This window comes from Paenibacillus sp. AD87 (genome assembly GCF_001659845.1).
GTDB lineage: Bacteria > Bacillota > Bacilli > Paenibacillales > Paenibacillaceae > Paenibacillus > Paenibacillus marchantiae.
In genome coordinates this window covers 5,117,806-5,139,987 of record NZ_LXQN01000007.1, presented here as the reverse complement: position 1 = coordinate 5,139,987, position 22,182 = coordinate 5,117,806, and the positions used below count along the sequence as shown (strand labels likewise).

Here is a 22,182-nt window from a genome sequence, read left to right as displayed (position 1 = left end):
TTTCTTCAAGTTGAAGAGGGGACATTTTTTATGTTTGGCATGTTCCATACTGCTGCGACATTCTATGTCGTACCATGCCCACTATAATAACGGTGAACACACAAACCATATCGAAAAGAGGTTCACAAACGTTGGCAAAAACAAAAAGAGGACGCGTCCTGTGGAATCTACCATCCCGAGGAAGAGGAACATGCCCGGTGTGCAGCAGTACCCGGATTAAATTGTTGTATTCGCAAACGAAAACAGATGGTACGAGTCTGAAAGTATGCAAAAAATGCTCCAAAGCTGTGCAGTCCAGAGTGGACAAGGTAACCGTATAATATAACAGGCCTGTTCTTCGGAACGGGCCATGTCTTTTGGTATAATACTATTACGAAATACGGAATGAGCCAGGGGGCGGAGAAATGAGCAATATGCATCGTATTCACTGGTTTGACGAGCAGATTCGGAGTGGACGTTTTCCGAACAGCAGCTGGCTTGCACGTGAATTTGAAATATCCCGGCGCCAGGCCCAGCGTGATATTGAATATATGGCGATTTCTCTACGTGCCCCCCTGGTGTATATAGCAAAATATCGGGGGTATTGTTACGAGGATCAGACCTACCGGCTGCCCCATTTATATATGACGGAAGAAGAACAGCGGGTGCTTAAGTATCTGGCGCATCGTTATCGGCATTACAATTATGATCAATCAGATGCGGTGAAGCGTGTGGCGCATTTGCTGGAGCGTTTTACGCTCGAGGAACAGCAGACGGGAAGCAGTCAGTTTCCTGTGTTTAAAGCAGATCCGCAGCAGCTTCAGTTTTTTGAAATTTTGTCCCATGCGATTGCCGAATCCCGCAAAGTACATATCCATTACAGAGATCATGCCGGAGAACGGCAATTTACCTGGTGTCCATTGAAAATGCTGTCTCAGTTCAACGCCGATTATGTGGTTGGTTATGAAATGGACCCTTTACAGCAAACGGCCATCCGGCTGGAGGGCATGATTCATGTGCAGATGACGAACGAGACGTTTCAGTGTCAGACAGATAGGTTGCTGGGTGCATGGGAAGAGGCGCTGCCTGTCCGTAAACCGTTTGTCGCTGAGATAAGGCTGAAAGAAGTGCAGTAAACAGAACTGTGGCAAGGATATCGGATTAAGGAGAAGCAAGATCAGATTCATTGGATTGAATTTTACGATACGGATGCTTTCCTACAGCATTTGTTCATTAGTGAGTGGGAGGAATTGTTGTCTCCATCGTGGCTTAGACGAAAGCTGCAGCAAAGTGCTGAAAGCATAATCGATAGGCTCGCCGTACAGCACAAGGCAAATGTGAATTAGAGCAACCACGGAGAGGAGATTTTTTTTGACTGAAGTTGTGTTAGAAAACCTGATGATGAAGCGGGAGTCCAAATCGTATGTGGATAGCCTACACGCCATATTGACCCATGCGGGTCTGTTTCAGGGTTCCAAGTATGTGCTAGCTGGATATACGGGTATGGCATTCAAACTATCGGTGCATCGCAGACTACTGCCCATGTCGGTTACAGCCTATGGTCAATGGGGAGAATCCCATCGCCCTGGAATCGATAACTTGGGGATATTCACGATCTGGGATGGGGGACGGACACGTCATCCCACATTCGGGTATTACCAGCGGGATGCGGTGAGTTGGGTAAAACGCAGTTTGGATGGAGGCATCGGGGTGATTTACTGGATTCCGGAATTTGGTGTCATTCATGGGTATGATGACGGTGATCGCATCTTTTATGTGCAAGATGGCTGGAGTAAGGAACCACAGATTTTGCTGTATGACAATTTCGGATTGAACTTCACCGGGTTCTGGTATTGTCAGGTCTTTGGTGACCAGGTACATATGCCGGAACAAGAGATGCTGTTGGAATCATTGAGATTGGCGATTGAGGATTGGGATATTCCTTATCGACTGCTGCCTGATCGAAATATCGCTTCGGGCAGACTGGCGTATGATGTGTGGGTGCAAGCCCTACGGAGTGGAGATTACGATCATTCGGGTGCTACGTATATTTTGGAATCCTATTGCCAGTCCCGAACTGAAATTCAGATGTATTTGCAGGATGTGCGGGGCATATGGACCGAACTGGACCAAGCCTATGCATGTTATGAACAGCTTGGAGCATTGATTATACAGATGAAGGGATGCATGATTCAGGAACATAACAGATGGATCATGCAGACAGACGCCACAGAGAAGCTGGCACAGGTTTTATTGAAAGCAAAAGCACTGGAAGAGCAGGCTGTTGATTATTTTCGTGTGATATCCCTAAGGTATCCTGACCGCAAACGTTCCACTGTGCCACGCTGGGGAGCGCACTCGGCGAGATAGAGAGGAGTAGAGGATGGGAAGCAAAATACTGCCGGATTGGATTGATTCTACACAGAGCAGGAATTCTTCACGTGAACACATATCATGGAACGGAGCGGGCTCTTATATAGATGCGATGTACAGAATTCTGGTGCATAAACAGTGGACGGATTTACCGCGTCACATGATTGCGGGAATGACCGCAAGTGTGTTTCGATTAGTAGTGGATCGGCGTCTAACGACAGAATCAATCTCAGCGTACAACTGGATGGCCGAGAACTTTGTAGCTGCTGATTTCATAGGCGTCACGACCGGACAACACGGGGGATTTTCGTTCGAGCCGACCTTTCCGCTCTATCAGAAGCAGGCCCTGTTGGATATTAAAGCTTCCATTGATCGGGGTGTAGGGGCCATTCTGTGGCATGACCAGTTTGTCATTTGCACTGGATATGATGATGGGGAGCAGATGCTGTTTATCTGTGAAAGTGAAGGAACTGAGGGTGTTCATCTGCCCTATAATTCTTTTGGTCGGAACAGTACACCATACTGGTACTATCAGGTGCTTGAATCCCATTCAACTGTAGACATATGGGAAGTATGTAAGGAATCATTGATTCAGGCCGTATACAAATGGGAGACTCATGATTACATGCTACCACCTCAGGATTACGCATGTGGACCCGCTGCTTATGCAGCCATTGCTGATGCCCTACAATCTGGTGTATATGAAACCGATCAAGCTGCCATTGTTTTGCGCTATTATGCTGATTCAAGAAAGGATATGGCCTCCTATGTTGCAGAGCTTGAGCATTTATCCAATCAGATGAATCATGTTGTGCAGGCGTACGCGTTACTCGCAGACCTATATGCTCAGATGATGGAGAAGGTTGAGGATTCAACAGCGTGGGATGCGAAGGAACCAGGGCATGTGCTAAGGGTGATCCATCTGATTGAGCAAGCAGGGGAAACGGAACAGCGTGCTATTGATGCCATTAAGCAGGCCTTCCCAGAGACGATTGGCAATCGTTTTGAGGATATTGGATTAAGATGAATGGAACAGTGTACATACTTCAAAATGGAAAGATTATTGACAAATAGACCGGAAATGACCGCTGAGTGCGGTCGTTTTCGGTCTTATTTGAGTTTAGATAGCCACATATATGGGCGGGTTGAAAGACGACCCTCATACATTAACTGCACTAGCATTCATAGTCTCGCATGAGCTTCAATTCGAGTTGGATCCGATGGAACATGGCGGGGCCAACATTCTGGCTACATTGTCGAAGGTTGCCTGCCAGTCGGTCGTAATGATGTTCGCGATATAACCATCTGGCCGTATCATGACCAGCGTGTCGCTGGTGATGCCGTAGATACGAGTCAATTTGCCGCTGGAGTCATGGAGGACGTTTTGTTCTGAATCGTGTGCGGTATCAACGACGTAGCAGTGTAATTCGGCACCGCTGGTCGGCCAGTTCAACTTGGGAAGTATCTTGGCAGCGTTAGGACCAAAGGCAAGCAAAGTGAAGTGAGGCCCTTGATAGATGTCGAACAGACGCCGTTCCCCACCAGGTCCGTTGCAGGGAGCATCTGGCGCCCGGTCACCGACATGAAGGGTCTTTGTGGCCGATTCTTCGCTAGACGCGAGCGGTCCACCATTGTACGAAAGTCTAAGCTGTCGCTCCTCATCTCCGCGCTTCAGGCTAGCCAGGCGATTTTTGTCTAGATTGGCGTACAGCTCGCTGGATTTGCTGAGGACTCGAGCGGCAATGGGTTGACGCTCGGCCTCGTAGCTGTGAAGCAGACTATCGGGTGCCCCAGCAGTGACCTGCCCTATTTTCCAGCCGAGGTTATAGGCGTCCTGTATACCCGTGTTGAGACCCTGTGCACCGGCCGGGGTATGGACATGAGCAGCATCGCCTGCAATGAAGACACGTCCCGACCGATAGTGTTCAGCCAGTCGAACGTTGGGGCGAAACACCGAACTCCAGGTAATGTTGTAGAGACGCAAACCTGTGAGTTTGTGGAATTGAGTGGCCAGTGCGGCTTCGTCAAGGTTAGGCTTTTCATCTGGTGCCAGCCTGATCATGACTTGGAACTGATTGGAGTGTGGCAGCGGGCAGGCTCCGACAAACGTGCCACGTGTGCGTGGCCACATATGCCACCTATTGCGAGACAGTTTGTCGATCGAGCCGTCAATGATGAGCGTACGGTCAGAGTCGGTAGTCTCTCCGATAAATCGGATACCTGCCCCTTTGCGAACGCTGCTCGAACCTCCATCTGCTCCGACGAGATATCTGCTGCGAACCTTCTCCCCGGAAGAGAGAGTCGCCGTTACTCCATCGGCATCCTGTTCGAATTGCTCCAACCCGTTGTTAAATTCAATGGTTAAGCCGAGACGTTTCAGTAGGCGGTGTAAGATGGCATCCGTTCGGTGTTGCGCCAACAGGAGAATGTTTGGATACGGATCGCTCGGTGTTGGTTTATTTTGCTGCTGCATGCGCCAAGGCACAGTTAGCGGTCCAATATGAAAACCGGCAAGCGGGTAAGAACTTCCCTCTGACTGAGCCTCTTCCAGCACGCCGAAGTCCTCCAAAACCTCCTGGGTTCTTGGTTGAACTCCCTTGGCACGGGAACCTTGAAAGGCGTGAGGGGCTTTGTCAACGAGTCGGACACGAAGGCCGCGTCGAAGCAGGTCGACTGCAAGAGCAGAGCCAGTCGGTCCAGCTCCAGCGATGAGTACGTCAATATCGTAATGTTGGGTCAGTTGAATCTCCTCCTGATCACCCATATCGCAATGGATGAGATATCATGCTTTGTTTATTGTTTCTGAGAAACTTTTTAATTTCCGATGAAACAATCATAGTTTAATCCTTTACTGCTGTCAATATTGTTTCCAGGAAACTTTAATTGTCGGACATACCCTGATATACTGGTATGAAGCTAACAATCGTTGGAGGAGAATTGAATGATCAACCCATCGGAAAATCAAAATAGAGATCACTTAATTCAAGAAGTATTGGAAGCAGTGAAAGATATACAGATCAGATTCCAATCAGAAGATGACGAAGAAAAACAGTGGTTGCTCCAAAATAGTCCTAATCCGGCTGTTGAAGAGCTAATCAAAGAAATGACGGTGACGATGCTGCATGTGCTGGATGCTATTGGTACACTCGAGCCAGTAAACGGCATAACCATTTCAAAGCAATTCGGATTCTCCAAAGGGACAGTCTCCAAGATTACGAGAAGACTCGTGTCTCAAAACATCATCGTAACCGAGTCACTTCCGGATAACAAAAAAGAAGTTCTGTTCCGTACCACATCGCTTGGAAAAGAGATTTATCGTTTGCATCAGGGCCTGCATCATCAGATTGATCTTGGGGTTCATCATTTCTTGCAACGGTATAACGTGGATGAGTTACAGTTTCTCGTCAACACTCTCCAAAAGACGCTGCATACATCATGGATTCATTCGGAAACAGAGGAGGAGTCTATTGAACCCGCCCCAAGAAAGGCGCATACTAGCGAGGATTCAGAAGCTCATAGGGCCAATAGTTCTGCATCATTGACCGATGAAATGAACGAAATCATGTCTATGCTCAACAAGTTGGATTCCCGTAATTTGAAGAAAGCAAAAACCATATTAAATGATGTTTTTTTTGCAGACTATGAGGACTAGCCACATAATATTTCATAAGGAAATGGTGTGCAGGTTTCTGCGAACAATAAATGTAGCTATAACAAAATACCGGATAAGGCTGATAAGCCTATCCGGTATTTTTTCGTATTTTGCCACATCTGAGTCCATTGCTCATCCTTATTTCAACCTGTACAAGAAAAAATAACCATAAATTCGATTTTGGGGTAATGTGCAGCTCCCTTTGTTCCGAATATTATAATAGATGGTCTTTTTTGGGTGGAGGATATTGAAGGACAACAGGGGGCGGGAGTATGGTGCATAATCCGGAAACCATTCAGGAATGTATCGAAAAGGCACGACAGAGGCTCTACCAGATTGCAAACTCTCATAAAGAACTGTGGCATCCGGAGGTCATTCGTCAATCGATGGTTCTGGATGAACTCATTAATCAATATAACAATGCCATTCACGGAAAGACATCCCGAAGTAAATAACGGCGCGTTATAAACCTCGGGATGAAATGATGCGAATGCATTCAGTTTTAGTATACGAACCCTATTCTTTTACGGCCCCAAGCACAATTCCTTTTACAAAGAAACGCTGCAAGAATGGATACACGAGCAGGATTGGCAGTGCCCCAATAAAGATCTGGGCTGCGTTAACGGTACGCTGCGACATGTTCTGAAGCTGCGTCGCATCGACATTCATATTGGAGAAATCCTGTTGCACGATAATGGTTTGCATTAACGTAGCGAGCGGATATTTGGCTGCGTCATTCATATAGATCAACCCGTCGAACCAGGAATTCCACTGCCCCACCATGGTGAATAGGGAGATCGTTGCAATGGCCGGCATGGACACAGGCAGATAGATGCGGAACAATGTGGTGATATGGTTGGCACCATCGATGAACGCCGCTTCTTCGAGCTCTTTGGGCACGTTACGGAAGAAGTTCATCATGAGAATTAGGTTCCAGACCGCCACAGCGCCCGGCAAAATCAGAGCCCACATGGTGTTGATCAGTCCCAGCTTTTGAATCAGGATATAGGAAGGGATCAGTCCGCCACTGAACAGCATCGTGAAGATGAAAAACCACGCATACAGTGAACGTCCCTTGAAGTTCAGACTTTCCTTGGATAAAGGATAGGCTGTCAAGGTGACCAGCACCATACTGAGTAGCGTACCGAACACGGTACGTTGCACCGAGATCCAGAGCGCGCTGAGAAAGTTACTGTTACCAAACGTTTTGGTATAGGCGTCGACTGTAAAATCAATCGGCCAGAGCGTTACCAGATTGGCGGAAGCTGCCGCTTTACCGCTGAAGGAAACCGCCAGAATGTGGACAAGCGGCAGCACACACAGCAGCGAGACGGCCGCGATGAAGAACAGGTTGAAGCCGTTAAATATACGGTATCCGGTCGTTTTGTGATACACCTTAATTCCTCCTTAGAAAATGCGGTAATTAGCGATTTTGTAAGCCATCCGGTATGCAGTAATAACGAGGAACATGGCGACAAAGGATTTAAACAAACCAACCGCAGTCGCAAAGCTCATTTTGCCATTCAAAATACCCATCCGATAAACAAACGTGTCAATAATATCGCCTTTATCATATACAAGTGGATTGTACAGGTTGAAAATCTGGTCAAATCCAGCATTAAGAATATTCCCCAGTGATAGCGTTCCCACCACAATGATCATCGGCACGAGTGCAGGCAGCGTAATGTGTAGGGTCTGCTTAAGCCGTGTTGCCCCGTCAACTTCGGAAGCTTCGTACAGAGCAGGGTTAATGCCCGCAAGGGCTGCAAGAAAGACAATGGTACCAAATCCGAATTCCTTCCATACATCACTGATGACCACGGTTACACGGAACCAGTCGCCATCTCCCAGAAAGAAGATCGGTTCAACGCCAACAGCCGCCAGCACCTGGTTAATCAGTCCGCCTTCGGGGGAAAGCATGTCCAGCAGGATGCCGCCCAGTACAACCCAAGACAAGAAATGGGGTAGGTATACGAGCGTCTGTGAGAACCGTTTGAACGTGGAATTACGTACTTCATTCAGCAAAATGGCAAACACAACCGGGGCCACGAGTCCGGCCACAATCTTCATGGCGGCAATCAGTACGGTGTTCCAGATGACCTGAACACTATCCGGATATTCGAACATGAATCGGAAGTTATCCCATCCTACCCATTTGGAGCCGGTGAATCCCAGCCATGGTTTGAAATCCTGAAACGCAATAATAATGCCGCCCATAGGCACATAGGCGAACAGCAATGTGAGCAGTACCGAAGGCAGCAGCATTAGATGCAGCGGCCAATTGCGTTTGAAATTCCAGCGGGTACGTTTGCGTGGATTGTGTGTTTCCTGCCGCACCGGCGTATTGGTCGTTAGTGGTTGTTCCATAGCCATCAGGTCCCTCCTTTATATCGTCCAGCCTCTGCATAATGAGGCCAGTAAGCCTCTGCAAATAGTGGAGCAACTGAATTATAACAATGGAAACGAGCGGGCTATAGAATAACATTTCAAGGCGGATGTTGATTTATTAACTTGTTAAAAACGTATACCGAATAGTGACTCATTTGAAATTCAGTATAGATATGTAAGGGGTTTCAATATAAAATAGGACTTCGATGTGTATCTTTACTTTAATCCGGGACAGGGTGAAGCAATGAAATTTACAGTATTCTCAAAAACAGTCATGCTGCTGGTCTGCTTGCTGGTACCCATCTTGCTGCTCTATACCTACGCGAATCAGGCGAACGTGGACATGATCGTCGAGGAGAAGCAGCAGTCCAGCTTGAACCAGTTCAACTATTTTAGCTCTCAGGTGGATAAAAATATTGAACAGCTCTCGCTTTACGGGCTGACTTTGCTGCGTGATCCAAGCATTCTACACTATCGTTACATGACAGAATCGACCAGCCAATATGAGAAAAACAGCATCTATCTCGATATTCTCGACAAATTGTCACTATACCAGTCCACCAGCCGCTGGAAGAACGATATTACCATTGTGCTGCCTCAGGCAGAGCTGGTCCTATCCACCATGTCCAACCGGACGGTCTTCAATGAGAAGATGCTGAAGTTTCCACAGCCAGGACGATGGCAGTTGAACGAAGGCAGCTTCACTTATTTCTTTACGGATAACTACGAGTGGAATGAAAAACCTGTGACCACGGATGTACGAACGGTGATGGAGATTGATTTTGACCCGATGAACATTGTTGCCATGCTGGATGATTTCAAGGAGGCACAGGGAGGAGATCCCTTTCTTCTCGTCCCGGGCAACGAGCCTCTGTTAAATCGGAGTGCGGACCCCGAGCTCGTGGAAGCCGTGATGAGGGACATGCCATTAACCGAACTGGATAGTGAAGGCAACCATCAGCTAGAGGTGGCGGGTAAGCAGTACTTGGTCAGTTATGTGCTCTCCAAACAACTAAACGGAATCTATGTTAACCCGGTTGTGCTGGATGATTTGCTCACGCCGATGGACAAGAGCCGAAATATGTTTATAACCTCAATTTTGCTGCTGCTCGTGCTCAGTATTGGCGCTGCCCTGTTGTTATACCGAAAGGTACAGGTGCCGATACAACGTCTAATGAGAGGGCTGCAGCAGATTCGCAAAGGACAGCTGTCCACACGAATTCCGGTCGATCACTCCCGTGATGAATTCGCTTATCTGACGCAGAGCTTCAATCACATGGCTGAGCAAATTCAGGAGCTGATCGAAAAAGTATATGAGGAACGCATCCGTTCGCGGGAAGCGACGTTGAAGCATCTGCAATCACAGATCAATCCTCATTTCCTGTATAATTGTCTGTTTTATATTAAAAATATGACGCAGCTCGGCAACCGCGAAGCGGTTATTGCCATGTCGCTCAGCCTGGGAGATTACTATCGCTACATCACACGTGATGAGAACGATATGACGACCGTGGAAGAAGAAATCCGTTTGTTGGACAATTATTTGTCCATCCAACAGATGCGCACCAACCGTTTGTCGTATGAGATCGCCGTACCGCAAGAACTGATGCAGCAGCACATTCCGAGGCTGCTAATCCAGCCTATTGTGGAGAATGCAGTCATTCACGGGATTGAACCGATGGAGGGCAGCGGTCACATCGTGGTTACTGGCATGGCAGCACATGAGCAAATCGATGGAAGGGAATACACACGATACAGTCTGTTTGTCGATAACGATGGTGTTACTTTGACGCCGGAAGAGATTGTTAGTCTTGAGCGCGAAATCAATGAACCGATGGGTGAAGAAATTGGCACGGGTACCTGGAATGTACACCAACGGCTCGTTACGCGATATGGTCATTCTTCAGGGCTTCATTTTGGAGTGATCCCTTATGGGGGTCTCAGTGTGGAAATACGATGGTTTGAGGAGGAATATCCTAATGATGAATCTAATGGTCGTGGATGATGAATATTCAGCGGTGGAATCGATTGCAGCCTCCATACCGTGGAGAGAACATGGGATTGGGCACGTATATAAGGCGTACTCGGTGAAAGAGGCATTGCAGCAAATGGCCGCACATCAGGTCCATATTATCATCACCGATATTCGTATGCCGGGCTTGTCTGGTCTGGATTTGGTGAGTCATATTCGTCTAAAGTGGGAGCGGACCAAATGTATCATTTTATCTGGACATGCATCCTTTGATTATGCGAAGCAGGCACTCCGTCATGGAACAGTGAGTTATCTGCTGAAACCAGTGCGGGATGAGGAGTTGATTGAAGCCGTGCAGCAGGCCTCCGTCCAGATTCGGCTGGAGGGAGAGAAACAGTTGATGCACCAGCGCGCCATGTATTCGGTGAGAGAACATTTACCGGAGAAGCGGGCGGGATTAATGAAGGATGTGCTGCTTGGACATAAATTTGTAGAGAGCGAACTTGTGGAGAAGCTGGAGCAATTCGAGATTGGATTCCGTCCCCAGGACAAAATGCAGCTGCTGCTTATCCGCTATGATGACCCACAGCCAACAAACAAGGCATTCCGTCTAATGAAATACGCCATCTCTAACGTCGTGGAAGAAATCTTTGGCAGCAGCTATCATCTCTGCCATACGGACGATGCGTATGATGATCTCGTTTTCATGGCAAGTCCGAAACAGGCACAGTCTGAACCGGAACTGCTGATGGGGCGGCTCGGAGAACGGCTGCTTCACAGTGTGAAGCAGTATTTAAACGCGACGATTTCACTATCAGTCAGCCGGATAGGCCGTTTTCCAGAGCAGGTTCCGCAGCTTTACCATCAAGCTGTAAGTGCCTTGCGCAAGCAGGCGGAAGCAGGCAAAGGTCTGCATCTCAATGCGGCTGCCGGCTCCCATGGATCAACATTGAAATCACTTGCGGCACTGTATGAGCCACCCGGACTGACCGCACTGCTGGAAGCAGGACGGATGGAGGACGCCAATCGCAAGATTGATGCGATTTTTGCCGAGTTATCGGATAGTGTGTTCCCGGAGCATGTCTATGTTGCTTTTCACTATCTCGCAGCCGCGTTCTCCTACATGGCTCATCGGGAGGGCAGACAGTTGTCCGATGTCCTTGGTGAGCAGTATCAGCAACTGCTGAAGGACGGCTACGGCGTGTCACTTCGGAGTCTGGAAGCATGGACCCGGAGCGTGATGGAACAATGGGCTCAAAGCACAACCGATACGGGCCAGGAAAGTGGATCGAACATGATCAGACAGGTCCAGCAATGGATTGACCACCATCTGGGTGAAGATCTGTCCTTGCAGGTTATTGCCGGGGAGGTGCATCTGCACCCGGTATACTTGTCCAAAATGTATAAACAATCGACGGGTGAAGGCATCAGTGACTACATTATCCGTTCCCGAATGGAACGTGCTGTTCACTTGCTGAAACACACGGCTATGAAAATATATGAAGTCGGTCAGGAAGTGGGATATAACAATACGCCTTATTTCATTCAAGTATTCCGCAAACATTATGGCCTGACCCCGCAGGATTTTCGGAACGGTTAACAAATCAATATGAACATTGAAATTGTGATATATGTTTGCTTCCCCGGCTGCACTATCCTTTTCATGTAAGGGTATTCAAAGTGATTGAGGAGGGGTTTCATGTATAGAAAAATGATGACTGCATTGCTTGCACTGACGATGGTTGCCGTAACGGCATGCAGTTCGGGGGCAAAGGAAGAACCATCCAAGGAAGCGGCTGCACCACTTGCGCTGCAAGATGGTAAGTATGAACCTGCGGTTCAGATGAGCTATTTGCGAGCCTGGAATGATGATACAAAGTTTAAGAACGGAGAAACTGCACAGAACAACGTGCACACCAAATGGGCCAAAGAACGTTTGGGCATCGACCTGACCACACCTTGGGCTGTATCCGTGACCAATGATGCTTTTTACACGAAGCTTCGTCTCTCCCTGTCGGCTAATGAAGAGCTGCCGGATATCGTCTCCATCCGTGGTGACTACAATCTGGTGCGTGAGTTGATTGAGTCGGGTAAATTCGCCGATGCAGGTGAACTGTTCGATAAGTATGCATCCGACACATGGAAAGGGGCTGCTGAATCCGCACCGGAAGAGTGGTACCCGTACATGTATGAAGGTAAACGGTATGGCGTCCCGATCTTTGACTATGCTTACAACGGAGACCCGGTAATGTTTATCCGTGAAGACTGGCTGAAGAAGCTTGGACTGGAAGAACCAAAAACGATCGATGAGCTCGTTACGGTGATGGATGCATTCACGAATCAGGATCCGGATGGTAACGGTAAGAAAGATACGTACGGTCTGACGGTCGGCATGAAAAATGCCCTCAATACCTGGATGACTGAATCCGGCTGGATCTTCGGAATGTATAACACGATGCCGGGACAGTGGAATCTGAATGCAGAAGGAACACTGGAATACGGCTCGGTTCAACCGGGTGTGAAAGAAGGACTTGCAACGATGAAAGACTGGTTGTCCAAAGGCTATCTGCCGAAGGAAGCCGGCGTATATGATGAAATCAAGGCAGCTGAACTGTTTACAGCAGGCAAAGCCGGAATCATTGTGGGACCACACTGGATGCCGAACTGGCCGATCGATGATGTGAAGAAAAATGTGGACGGCGCTACCTACAAAGCAATTGCCCTGCCAACCGGACCGACTGGCGAGAGCCATCACCACGGTTCAGGTGCTAGCAACGGGGTCGTGTTGATTAACAAGGATATGGAAAACCCAGAAATTTTCTTCACATATCAGAATTATTTGTTTGATAACTTCGCTAATCCAGAAGTGGGTGGGGAGTTCGAACATGGCTTTGCTCAAGGATATGACTTTGATATTGTAGATGGCAAAGTGCTTGGTGAAGCTGATCTGAAAGACGGCGTATCCCCGCTGAAGTACACACTCACTTATGATGGTGCCCGTATTCCTAACCTGATGATGGATACGTTGGCAGAACTTGCTACAGGCAAGGAAGCAGAAACACCTTTCGAGAAAAATACGAAAATTGCCAACAAACCTGAAGTATTTGCTGCTGCTCAAGTCGTGGTAGCTCATAAGGATGATGCAATCAAGAACAAATTTACGGGTGCACCTACGGATACGATGAAAATGAAGAAAGATGCGCTAGACAAGTTGGAGAAAGATACGTTCAGCAAAATCATTTATGGTCAGGTTGGCATCGATGAATTTGACGCATTCGTGACTAAATGGAAATCCATGGGCGGCGATCAAATCACAACGGAAGTCAATGAATGGTTCAAAACAGTTAATTAATACCGTGAATGATTTACGAGATGAATCATACTAAAGTAATACAAGAAGGAAGAAGTATTTCGTGAATACACCGGATTTGAGCGAAAAGTCGCCTGAATCCGGTGTTTTTGTTTTGTGTACGGAATGCTTAGACATGTAAGGAAGAAATTTATCTATTAATTTCTCTGCGTACAACCGTGCGTAAGACTTATTGTTTCGCAGATCCGTGAGAGCGTAAGATAATAGGTAATATACGAACTTCAATACGTTTTTTTAGCATAGATGGTTTGAGGAATGATCTGATAAATGGGAAGGCGGTCGAAGCATGAGTACACTTTATGATCAGGCAATGGAAGAGATGATTGAGGTCATTGAAGAATGGTTTAGTGAACAGTTGAAGCGGGATGACCTGGAAAAGGCTGTGAAGCGAACAACGCTGCAAATGGGAATTTTCAATGATATTTTGCTGGATTACAGACCAGGACGGACTACAGTAGACAGTGTGGATTTTGGATTGGATGAGGGATTGAAATCGAAGAATCCCGGTCCCTTTACCGAGGAACAGGTACGAAATGAGATCCAGCCCAAGCTTGTAGAAGTGGTTCAAGAGACATTGGACAAGCTGGCGGATACACCGTTGATCGACTATCGGTTTACCTTTCGCGGGAAATTTCCAACGACAGAAGGAAAGCTGCAAGTGACCATGCTCGAATATATCAACGAAGGGAAGAGGCAGCAGTTGCTTGAGCGCATTCATACATACGTAGACCAGAAGCTGCTGAAAGGTTCATATCCAACAAAGCCGTTGGAATCCTTTTTTTTGACGCGTCACCTGCTTGACCCGAAATTGTTCCCTGAACCGGACGTAGCGTGGACTTTAGCGCAATATGATCGCATACAGGAGTTAAATAAAGGGCGTCAGGAAGCTCTGGCGGAGCATCGTGGTGATATTATTCGTGCGATAACGTCTTGGGCGGAGAATCATTTTTTGCCACGCTACTTTGATGTACAGCCTTCTGCATACAGCGCCAATGTATATACACTTAAGCCAGGTGCTTCTTTGGAGGAGGACCAGCCAAAGAGTGAGCATGGGCAGCAGGTGGCACAGCCTATCGATCTGCTGCTATATGCAGCCGTGATGATTCTTCGTTATGAGCCTAGTTACAGTAAACCGAAAGGCCTTACTTTCTTGGAACTGGCCAAACAATTGGGTAGTAGCCGTGCGGTTCGTATGATGACGGAAGGTAGCGGAACCTATGTCAAGGAAGATATTCATGTGAAAAATGAGCAGGTGGAATGCACAGCCAACGATGTGTTCTCGATCATTACTATCATCATTCGCAAGGAAGATGCAGCTGCCTACGAACAGGCCATTGCTTTTATCACCCGTTTGCTGAAGCAGGGCTTCCCCAAAAGTTACAAGATCAAGCTCAAATCCAGCGTGAAGCAGTATCTGCCGATTAAAGGGCTTGCGAAGTCGGATACCCATCGATTTTTCGCAAATGCGCTGGAGTACCCGGAGCTGCGTCCGCTACTTGAAGAGTATGCACGTGCAGCGATCGAAGAGTTCGAATTTTATGCGGATACAGAGGGTGAAAAGAACTGTATGCCAGGCAGTTATGCAACCTTCGGACTTGGATTGGCAGATGAGCGGTATTTCCCGTTGGTTGAATATTACATGAGTGAAGTGGATGATGAGCACCAGTTGGTACAGGATAAATTCACCGTTGCCTTTGCTGAGACACATGGTGTAACGGCCAGTTCCATACCTGCATTAGTTACCTGTTTGCGTCGTTCTACGGATTCCCTGAAGCTGAAGATCCAGCCAGAGCTGGAGGATGAGGAGAAGCTTGAACTTCTGGTCCAATCGCTGCAAGGAATGGAAACTTATGAAGTGGAGCGTGCGCTGTATCCGATCTGGGGCAAGGTAGAGAAACTTGCAACGCTGGCACGCAAGGCTGATGGTAAACGGAAAGAGTTACTGTTAGAGCTTTTAAAGGCCGCAGGGAAGTAAGGATATGCCCGTGAGGGGCTTTTCAAGGCTGATGTGATGTATAACGATACAAGTAAAGGTGGATGAGAGTATGGAGCCATTAAATCGGGATGCATGGGAAGGGCTGTCCGTTCAGGAAAAAGAGGAACTATTGCGTGGCTTGGTTAATCATTTTCCCACAGGTATGAAGTATGAAGGATTGCAGACATTTGAACGATTCGGTCAGCGAATCGAGACAGGTGTATTTTCGTATGATGAGCAGAGATTTGTGTTTGTGCCTGGTGATCGGGTGACACTCGGCTGGGATCGCTGGCAGGATGGAATGAACGAAGAAACGTCAGCCGATTTATTAGAGACGGTCAGTGAGTATGGTGTGGAAGACGTGGATTCTTTTTTAAGTAGCCAGATGTCTCCGGTCAGGGAAGTGCACATTGCTCCCATGCTGGTGGAATGCAGGAACCACTCACTTGGCTGGAGTGAAGTGACGGAAGCTGAAGCGATAGAGCAAGAGAATGCCTATTTTGCAGAAGAGTTGGAGAAGTTTAAGCTGTCCGATCTGGACCAGTATGAACTGCATCAAGAGTTCCGTCTGGTCCGACAAGGTGAGGTAGTACAGATATTTTGGTTCAATGAAGATTTTACGTTGGAGTATTTAATCGAGGAAGAAGCAAAAGCGGGTTTTGGTTTGCTTACTGAAGATGAGTGGGAATATCTGTACGGAGGGGGCTGCCGCACGTTATTTCCATGGGGAGACAGCTTCGACTACACGATGAAATTGAAGCATTTTGGAAGCCTCGAAGAGGTGGAGGGAATTGTGGATGAATCGGCAGAGCCGGACCCTTTTCTAGTAGTTGAGAATGACCGTCCGTATGACTTGGAGCTGCCTAACTTTTTTGGTGTCCAGTTTGCTGGAGACCCCTATAACTATGAGCTTACGCTTGATGCGTCTGGGAACATGATGCCCAAAGGTGGCGACGGTGGCGCGATGATCTGTGGTGGCATGGGTCCGTTGGTGGGTTTCCTACCCGCTGCGGCCGTATACTATCGTGATGGTAATGCAGGGGAATTGGACTGGGAGGATATGATTGATTATATGAACTATCGGAGAGTGATTCGTTTAAAGGATTAGGCATTCACTTATGTATAGAACAAAACACACATCGAATCTGTCCCTCATCACAGGAGGAACAGAATGATGTGTGTTTGTTATGTTGTATGATTTTCAGTGTGATTCTTTGACTTTAGCTTCGAAATTATTTCACTTTTTGCACAGATACAGCCATTTGCTCCAGTTGTGTGTGAGTCAATGCGTTATTTGCCGAGCTGAGGGTTACATAGCGATCATCCAGTTTGAATGTCAGCATGTCGGTTTGATCTGGTGTGTACCACTTGGCGGTAACGCCGTTAGGCAGTTTAACATTTTTGCCGTCGTAGCTAAAGGAATAGTCTTTAGGCGACACAGTGACATTCATGTGATTGAAGACAAAGTTTACACCATCGCCAGCAGCCACGCTTTTGAATGAATCCCCGGCAATCATGTGTTGTGGTGCGTAAGCAGTCTCAAATCCTTGGAATTTCGCAAAGGCTTTGCGGATGGTAGCTGACTGTTCTTGGGTATATTTCACATCAGCGAAGCCCGTAACGCCCTGATCATTGCCTTGAACCTTTTGTACAGATACAGCTACTTGCTGCAGCTGAGCCTGAGACAGCTTATGGTCAGGCGAGCTTATTGTGACATAACGATCATCCAGTTTGAACGTGAGCATACCCGTTTGATCGGGTGTGTACCATTTGGCTGTGACACCATTGGACAGTTTTACGTCTTTGCTATTGTAACCGTCCGAATAGTCTCTTGGAGACACATCTACTTTCATATGATTAAAAGTAAAGCTTACTCCATCGCCGCCAGCACCTACACTTTTGAACGTATCACCTGCAATCATCTGTTGAGGAGCGTATGCTGTCTCGAAGCCGTCGAACTGTGCAAACGCCTTTTGAATGGCTTTTTTTTGCGCTGCGCTATAGCTCACATTGCTCAATGTAGAAGGATTGCTTGTAGCTTCGCCGATGATCACCTGTCCTTTTTTACCGTCATACGATACAGGTACATGCAGCGCATCAGCAATGGCACGTACAGGCAGATAAGTTGAATTGTTGTAAGTGATTGGAGCCAGTTTCTTGCCATTGCCATCCGTTGGTGAGTATGCCGCGCCATCTACATTGAAGCTGATCCCATGGTTGAGATATGCCGAGATTTTCTCCAGTTGAGTACCTGCGAATACGCCTGTTGCTCCTGTTAATGTCATGCCCAGTACCATCATCGTTGCTGCGGATTTCTTGAAGTTTTTCTTCATGTGTATAACTCTCCTTTAGTTTATATAAGTTGAATTGGGGGATTTACACCTTACCACTCCGAGTGCAGTACCAACTTCCGATCGCTCTTATCCCCAGATTTTCTTGAATCCTTTTATAAGGGGGAAATCCGGGGATAAAGGCGAACGCTATGCTTCCGAAGAAGCTTTCTTACAGAAAGCTTTTAGCTACGCTTCTTCAGATTGGTTCTGCCCTCTCCGTTATGGTGTAAAAGTCAGATTCAACTTATATATTTTGTTTTTTATAATGGCTTGCTGTCCTTATGGCTTTATATTACCCGCTGAACATATCCAGAATAATTCTGAATTATCTCCAACTTGTAAACATGTGTAAGGATCTTGGCATTTGGAATTTGTTATTTACAGAGGAGAGCATTCACATTATAGATGTTGGAGAAGCAAGGAGAGAGAAGTGGGAGAGATTGTAGATGACTTTGAGCAGGGATACACGCAGGAAGTTAATTCTTTCAGCAGGAAAAGTCTTTATGAACAAATTCATTTGTGGGTGGTACGTGGACTATTGGCCATCATAAGAGAGAGGGGAATGGTTCGCCAAACCATCCCATATGTACAACGAAATTTTGAATTACCCGAAAAGTTCAGACATGTACTTTGCTGAGAGTAAGCGCTATTCAGTTCACTAAATACAGGACGAAACCGCCTATGCCGAGAACGATGGCACCAACGTATACATAAGTAAGTTTGCTCAGATTTTGCTTGGTCCTGCGATCATATTCGGGGTTGCTGGTCTGATTCGCTTTCGAATTCCCGATGATCATGGTAGCAATTCCACCGAACAGGGCAATGCCAATAATTAAAATATAGGGCAGCAATGTCATGCGATGAACCTCCTTCATTGAAATCAATTGTTCTGTTCATTGTACTTCAAGTTTACCTTGGATGTAAGCTTTTTATTGATAAATTAAGGAAAATAAAGTCCTTCACTTACAGTATGTATGCAGTGCTGAATGGAGCGGATCACTATAATTATAAATTTTTAAATTTGAGATAAACCTTGTTGTGGCGCGTATTTGCGGCTTTCCTGGACGGAGGCTGCATTTTTTTTTGCCCAGAGAGGTGATCCAGATTGAAGAACCCTGCGTTACACCCTATGAAGACGACGACGAGGAAACAAAGGATAAACAAAACTAACCGAGGAGTGAACACGTAATGAAAATGAAAATGAAGAAATTTATCGCACCCATGCTGAGCTTGACGTTATTAATGCCAGGAATCGCCGGGGCTGCTGCAGCACCACAGACACCAATGACTACAATGAAGGCAAGTGTTAATACACCTGCTGCTGACCTGAGAGCGAGCCTGGATCACCTGTTATCCGAACACTTTGCACTCGCAGTAACCGCAATGGCGAAGGCATATGACGGAGCTAAAGATGCAGACGCAGCTTATAAAGCACTCGACCAAAATGCATTGGATATGCAGCCGGCAATCGCATCCCTTTACGGTGATGCAGGAGCCAAAGAATTCGAACGTATCTTCCGCGCTCATAACAAATATACAGATGATCTTGTGAAAGCAACTAAGATGGGTAACCAGGCTGGAATCAAACAGGCACAGAATAATATTAACGGTTTTGTAGAAGAATTCTCTACATTCCTCAGCACCGCAACGGAAGGCAAATTGCCAAAAGCGGCAGCTAAAAATGCTTTGAAAGTACATGAAGATCTCGTGCAAAAAGTATTTGATGAATATGTAGCAGGTGACTATACAGATGCATACAAAGCTTACCGTGAAGGTTTCAAAGAAATGTTCGACGTGAGTAAAGCACTTTCCACAGCAATCACAACACAAATGCCTGAGAAATTCGAGAACAGCAAAGCGGACACACCAGCAGCTGATCTGAGATCTGCACTGAACCACTTGGCTTCCGAGCACTTCGCTCTGTCGGCTCTGCAGATGCAAGAACAATATGATGGCCGCACAGCAGCATCCAATGCACTGGTTACAGCTGAAGCTGGAAACACAGCGGATTTCAAAGCAGCGATCGCTTCCATTTACGGTAATGACGGTGCCAATGCGTTCGAGAAAATTTGGGTAACCAACCACGTGAATGCACAAAGCGACTATGTAACAGCTGTTAAAAATAATGATGCAGCGGCTCGTGCAGCTGTCGAGAAACGTATTGACGGATTCACCACGGAGTTCGCGACATTCCTGGATTCCGCAACAGCAGGCAACCTGCCAAAAGCTGCCGGACAACAAGCATTGACTACACATGAGAAGCAAGTACAACAAGTATTGGATCAATACGCTGCGGCTAACTACGAAGGTTCGTACACAACTAACCGCGAAGGATTCAAAGTTATGTTTGGTGTAGGTCAAGCCCTGGGTAATGCAATTGTGACGCAATTCAATGATAAATTCCAAGAGCAACCCACTACACCGACAATGCCTGAAACAGACACAACAACTGTATGGATGCAGTTGAACAGCAAAAAGCTGAAAATCAATGACAAAACAACCAACATGGACACCACGCCAATGCTCTGGAAAAACACAACCTACATTCCATTGCGCTTCTTGAGCGAAGGAATTGGTGCAACCGTGAAATGGGATAAAAAAGCACAACAAGTAACTGTAATGGCTGGCAATGATACACTGAAGTTCTGGGTGAACAACAATGTTATGGAAGTGAACGGCATGAAGAAAAATGTGGGCGCAACAGTCTTTGTTAACAAAGATGGACGTACACAAGTGCCACTGCGTTTCATCGCTGAGCTTCTTGGCTGGGATGTAAAATGGGCGCAAAAAGATGGCTCCATCACACTGACTAAATCCATGTAATCACTATTTATAAAAAGAAGAACGAAAAAAGCTGCCCCATACGGCAGCTTTTTTCGTTTTCATTTCAGTGCCTTCATCTTCATCTTACTTTGGGAATCAGCAATCCAATTTGCATCACATGGACGAAAAAAGGCCACATCAAAATATTCAAATATTTGGTATAATTAAAGCAGTCAGTAACCTCGCCGCAACGTGTTATTGATCACGGTACGGTGGTGGACTGTACATAATCGTATTCACTAGCCCGTTGGAGTCATGTATGTTGTATTATTATTCGGTATGATCAAACAAGAAAAGGGGGTTCAAGCGGATGGACACAGCTTCAAAGCCTGAGCGACGGGCAAAACATATTGATACCCGTCTGTTTATTGCCTGGGCCGTATCAGTCATTGCGACTGGAGGCAGCCTTTATTTTAGTGAGATTAAGGGATACATCCCCTGTGATCTGTGCTGGTTCCAACGGATCTTCATGTATCCGTTAACGATTTTACTTGGCATTGCCTACTTCAAGGATGACGCGGGAATTACCAAGTATGTTCTTCCCCTTAGTTTCATTGGAGGCGGAATCTCGTTATACCATGTAACGATTCAGCGTATTTACTCGGCTACGGGCAGTTCAGTGGCATGCGGACAAATTCCGTGTTATACCGATTACTTGAACTGGTTTGGTTTTATCACAATTCCGTTACTTGCACTGATCGCATTTATCATCATTATTGTTATGCTGTGGGGAATTGGCAAAACACCAAAATCTTCTTCATAAGAAAGGACAGATGATTGATGAGCGGACAAGTCCGTTGGTTCATGCCCTTCATCATTCTGACCCTCCTGATCGTGGGGTGTTCGGAACAGAAGCAGTCCCAGTCAGGTGAGATGCCGGAGATGATCAAGGTGAAGCTCATGGTACCGGACAAGGTGTCCATTAAGGAAAATGTTGCCTTGCAGATCCAGCTTACACAAGGGGGGCAGCCTGTGAATGATGCGGACCGTGTGCAGTTTCAGATCTGGAATGAAGAGGATGAACCGGAGGCACCATCTCTGGAACAAGGCATGATGAGTGCAGAAGAGCTTGAAGCCAAGGGAGCCATCACCGCGAAATCAGCAGGTGAAGGATTGTACGAAGCAAGCTACGCGTTTGAGCAATCCGGAGTCTATATCGTACAGGTCCATGTTACTGCTGGTGCAATGCACACCATGCCCCGAACGAAGGTAACTGTGGAAGAATAAATCGATAAATACAGCCCGATAATGTTGACGTACAAGCCACTTCCGGCCGCGTCGTTTATCGGGTTTTTGCATGTGTAATTCGTGATTGTA

The 22,182-nt window shown here is 46.8% G+C and carries 19 protein-coding genes; 14 read left to right on the top strand and 5 right to left on the bottom strand.

Annotated elements, in window-relative coordinates:
* Nucleotides 1-131 precede the first annotated feature (131 nt).
* The 4 genes from gpAD87_RS31575 (at nt 132) to gpAD87_RS22635 (ending at nt 3,379) form a co-directional block, all read left to right on the top strand.
* Complete coding sequence (locus gpAD87_RS31575) at nt 132-320, top strand: hypothetical protein (protein ID WP_072735590.1); 189 nt, start codon at nt 132-134, stop codon at nt 318-320.
* 84 nt (nt 321-404) lie between these two features.
* Nucleotides 405-1,115: a helix-turn-helix transcriptional regulator gene (locus tag gpAD87_RS22645; RefSeq protein WP_231952707.1), complete on the top strand. Its 711-nt coding sequence runs from the start codon at nt 405-407 to the stop codon at nt 1,113-1,115.
* A 235-nt stretch (nt 1,116-1,350) separates the two neighbouring features.
* Nucleotides 1,351-2,349 carry a C39 family peptidase gene (locus gpAD87_RS22640; protein ID WP_231952706.1) on the top strand — a complete coding sequence of 333 codons (999 nt, stop codon included), beginning with the start codon at nt 1,351-1,353 and terminating at the stop codon, nt 2,347-2,349.
* 13 nt (nt 2,350-2,362) lie between these two features.
* Nucleotides 2,363-3,379 carry a hypothetical protein gene (locus gpAD87_RS22635; protein ID WP_064640651.1) on the top strand — a complete coding sequence of 339 codons (1,017 nt, stop codon included), beginning with the start codon at nt 2,363-2,365 and terminating at the stop codon, nt 3,377-3,379.
* A gap of 174 nt (nt 3,380-3,553) precedes the next feature.
* On the opposite strand, the gene gpAD87_RS22630 is transcribed toward gpAD87_RS22635, so the two are convergent.
* Nucleotides 3,554-5,116, bottom strand: a complete 1,563-nt coding sequence (locus tag gpAD87_RS22630; RefSeq protein ID WP_064640650.1) for an FAD-dependent monooxygenase — start codon at nt 5,114-5,116, stop codon at nt 3,554-3,556.
* Between the two features lie 177 nt (nt 5,117-5,293).
* Here gpAD87_RS22630 and gpAD87_RS22625 point away from each other — a divergent pair, with 177 nt between their 5' ends.
* A complete protein-coding gene (locus tag gpAD87_RS22625; protein ID WP_064640649.1) occupies nt 5,294-6,004 on the top strand; it encodes a MarR family transcriptional regulator in 711 nt (236 codons plus the stop codon).
* A 272-nt stretch (nt 6,005-6,276) separates the two neighbouring features.
* Nucleotides 6,277-6,459, top strand: a complete 183-nt coding sequence (locus gpAD87_RS22620) for an aspartyl-phosphate phosphatase Spo0E family protein (RefSeq protein ID WP_064640648.1) — start codon at nt 6,277-6,279, stop codon at nt 6,457-6,459.
* Between the two features lie 61 nt (nt 6,460-6,520).
* Here the strand turns inward: gpAD87_RS22620 and gpAD87_RS22615 are convergent, their stop codons facing one another.
* Together gpAD87_RS22615 and gpAD87_RS22610 are read right to left on the bottom strand one after the other, a co-directional pair.
* Nucleotides 6,521-7,399, bottom strand: a complete 879-nt coding sequence (locus tag gpAD87_RS22615) for a carbohydrate ABC transporter permease (protein ID WP_063567085.1) — start codon at nt 7,397-7,399, stop codon at nt 6,521-6,523.
* 12 nt (nt 7,400-7,411) lie between these two features.
* Nucleotides 7,412-8,371, bottom strand: coding sequence for an ABC transporter permease (locus gpAD87_RS22610; protein WP_442950743.1), 960 nt, complete (start codon nt 8,369-8,371; stop codon nt 7,412-7,414).
* A gap of 265 nt (nt 8,372-8,636) precedes the next feature.
* Between gpAD87_RS22610 and gpAD87_RS22605 the strand changes: the two genes are divergently transcribed.
* From gpAD87_RS22605 to gpAD87_RS22585, 5 genes are all read left to right on the top strand, one after another.
* Complete coding sequence (locus gpAD87_RS22605) at nt 8,637-10,397, top strand: sensor histidine kinase (RefSeq protein ID WP_064640647.1); 1,761 nt, start codon at nt 8,637-8,639, stop codon at nt 10,395-10,397.
* Nucleotides 10,372-11,964 (top strand): response regulator transcription factor, encoded by a 1,593-nt coding sequence (locus gpAD87_RS22600; RefSeq protein WP_064640646.1) that lies wholly within the window; start codon nt 10,372-10,374, stop codon nt 11,962-11,964. The genes gpAD87_RS22605 and gpAD87_RS22600 overlap by 26 nt, the downstream gene beginning before the upstream one ends.
* 99 nt (nt 11,965-12,063) lie before the next feature.
* Nucleotides 12,064-13,716, top strand: a complete 1,653-nt coding sequence (locus gpAD87_RS22595) for an extracellular solute-binding protein (RefSeq protein ID WP_064640645.1) — start codon at nt 12,064-12,066, stop codon at nt 13,714-13,716.
* 304 nt (nt 13,717-14,020) lie between these two features.
* On the top strand, nt 14,021-15,709 hold the full coding sequence (locus gpAD87_RS22590) for a DUF6138 family protein (protein WP_064640644.1): 1,689 nt from the start codon (nt 14,021-14,023) through the stop codon (nt 15,707-15,709).
* A 70-nt stretch (nt 15,710-15,779) separates the two neighbouring features.
* Complete coding sequence (locus gpAD87_RS22585) at nt 15,780-16,817, top strand: hypothetical protein (RefSeq protein ID WP_064640643.1); 1,038 nt, start codon at nt 15,780-15,782, stop codon at nt 16,815-16,817.
* Between the two features lie 124 nt (nt 16,818-16,941).
* On the opposite strand, the gene gpAD87_RS22580 is transcribed toward gpAD87_RS22585, so the two are convergent.
* Nucleotides 16,942-18,042 (bottom strand): stalk domain-containing protein, encoded by a 1,101-nt coding sequence (locus gpAD87_RS22580; protein WP_064640642.1) that lies wholly within the window; start codon nt 18,040-18,042, stop codon nt 16,942-16,944.
* 650 nt (nt 18,043-18,692) lie between these two features.
* Entirely contained in the window at nt 18,693-18,899 is a 207-nt protein-coding gene (locus tag gpAD87_RS22570) for a hypothetical protein (protein WP_063567093.1), read from the bottom strand.
* 337 nt (nt 18,900-19,236) lie between these two features.
* Between gpAD87_RS22570 and gpAD87_RS22565 the strand changes: the two genes are divergently transcribed.
* From gpAD87_RS22565 to gpAD87_RS22555, 3 genes are all read left to right on the top strand, one after another.
* The gene (locus gpAD87_RS22565) at nt 19,237-20,865 is read left to right on the top strand and encodes a copper amine oxidase N-terminal domain-containing protein (protein ID WP_064641151.1); all 1,629 of its coding nucleotides are present in this window, start codon (nt 19,237-19,239) and stop codon (nt 20,863-20,865) included.
* A gap of 310 nt (nt 20,866-21,175) precedes the next feature.
* Nucleotides 21,176-21,628 (top strand): disulfide oxidoreductase, encoded by a 453-nt coding sequence (locus gpAD87_RS22560; RefSeq protein ID WP_064640640.1) that lies wholly within the window; start codon nt 21,176-21,178, stop codon nt 21,626-21,628.
* Between the two features lie 17 nt (nt 21,629-21,645).
* Nucleotides 21,646-22,092, top strand: a complete 447-nt coding sequence (locus tag gpAD87_RS22555) for a FixH family protein (protein WP_064640639.1) — start codon at nt 21,646-21,648, stop codon at nt 22,090-22,092.
* The last annotated feature ends 90 nt before the right edge of the window (nt 22,093-22,182 follow it).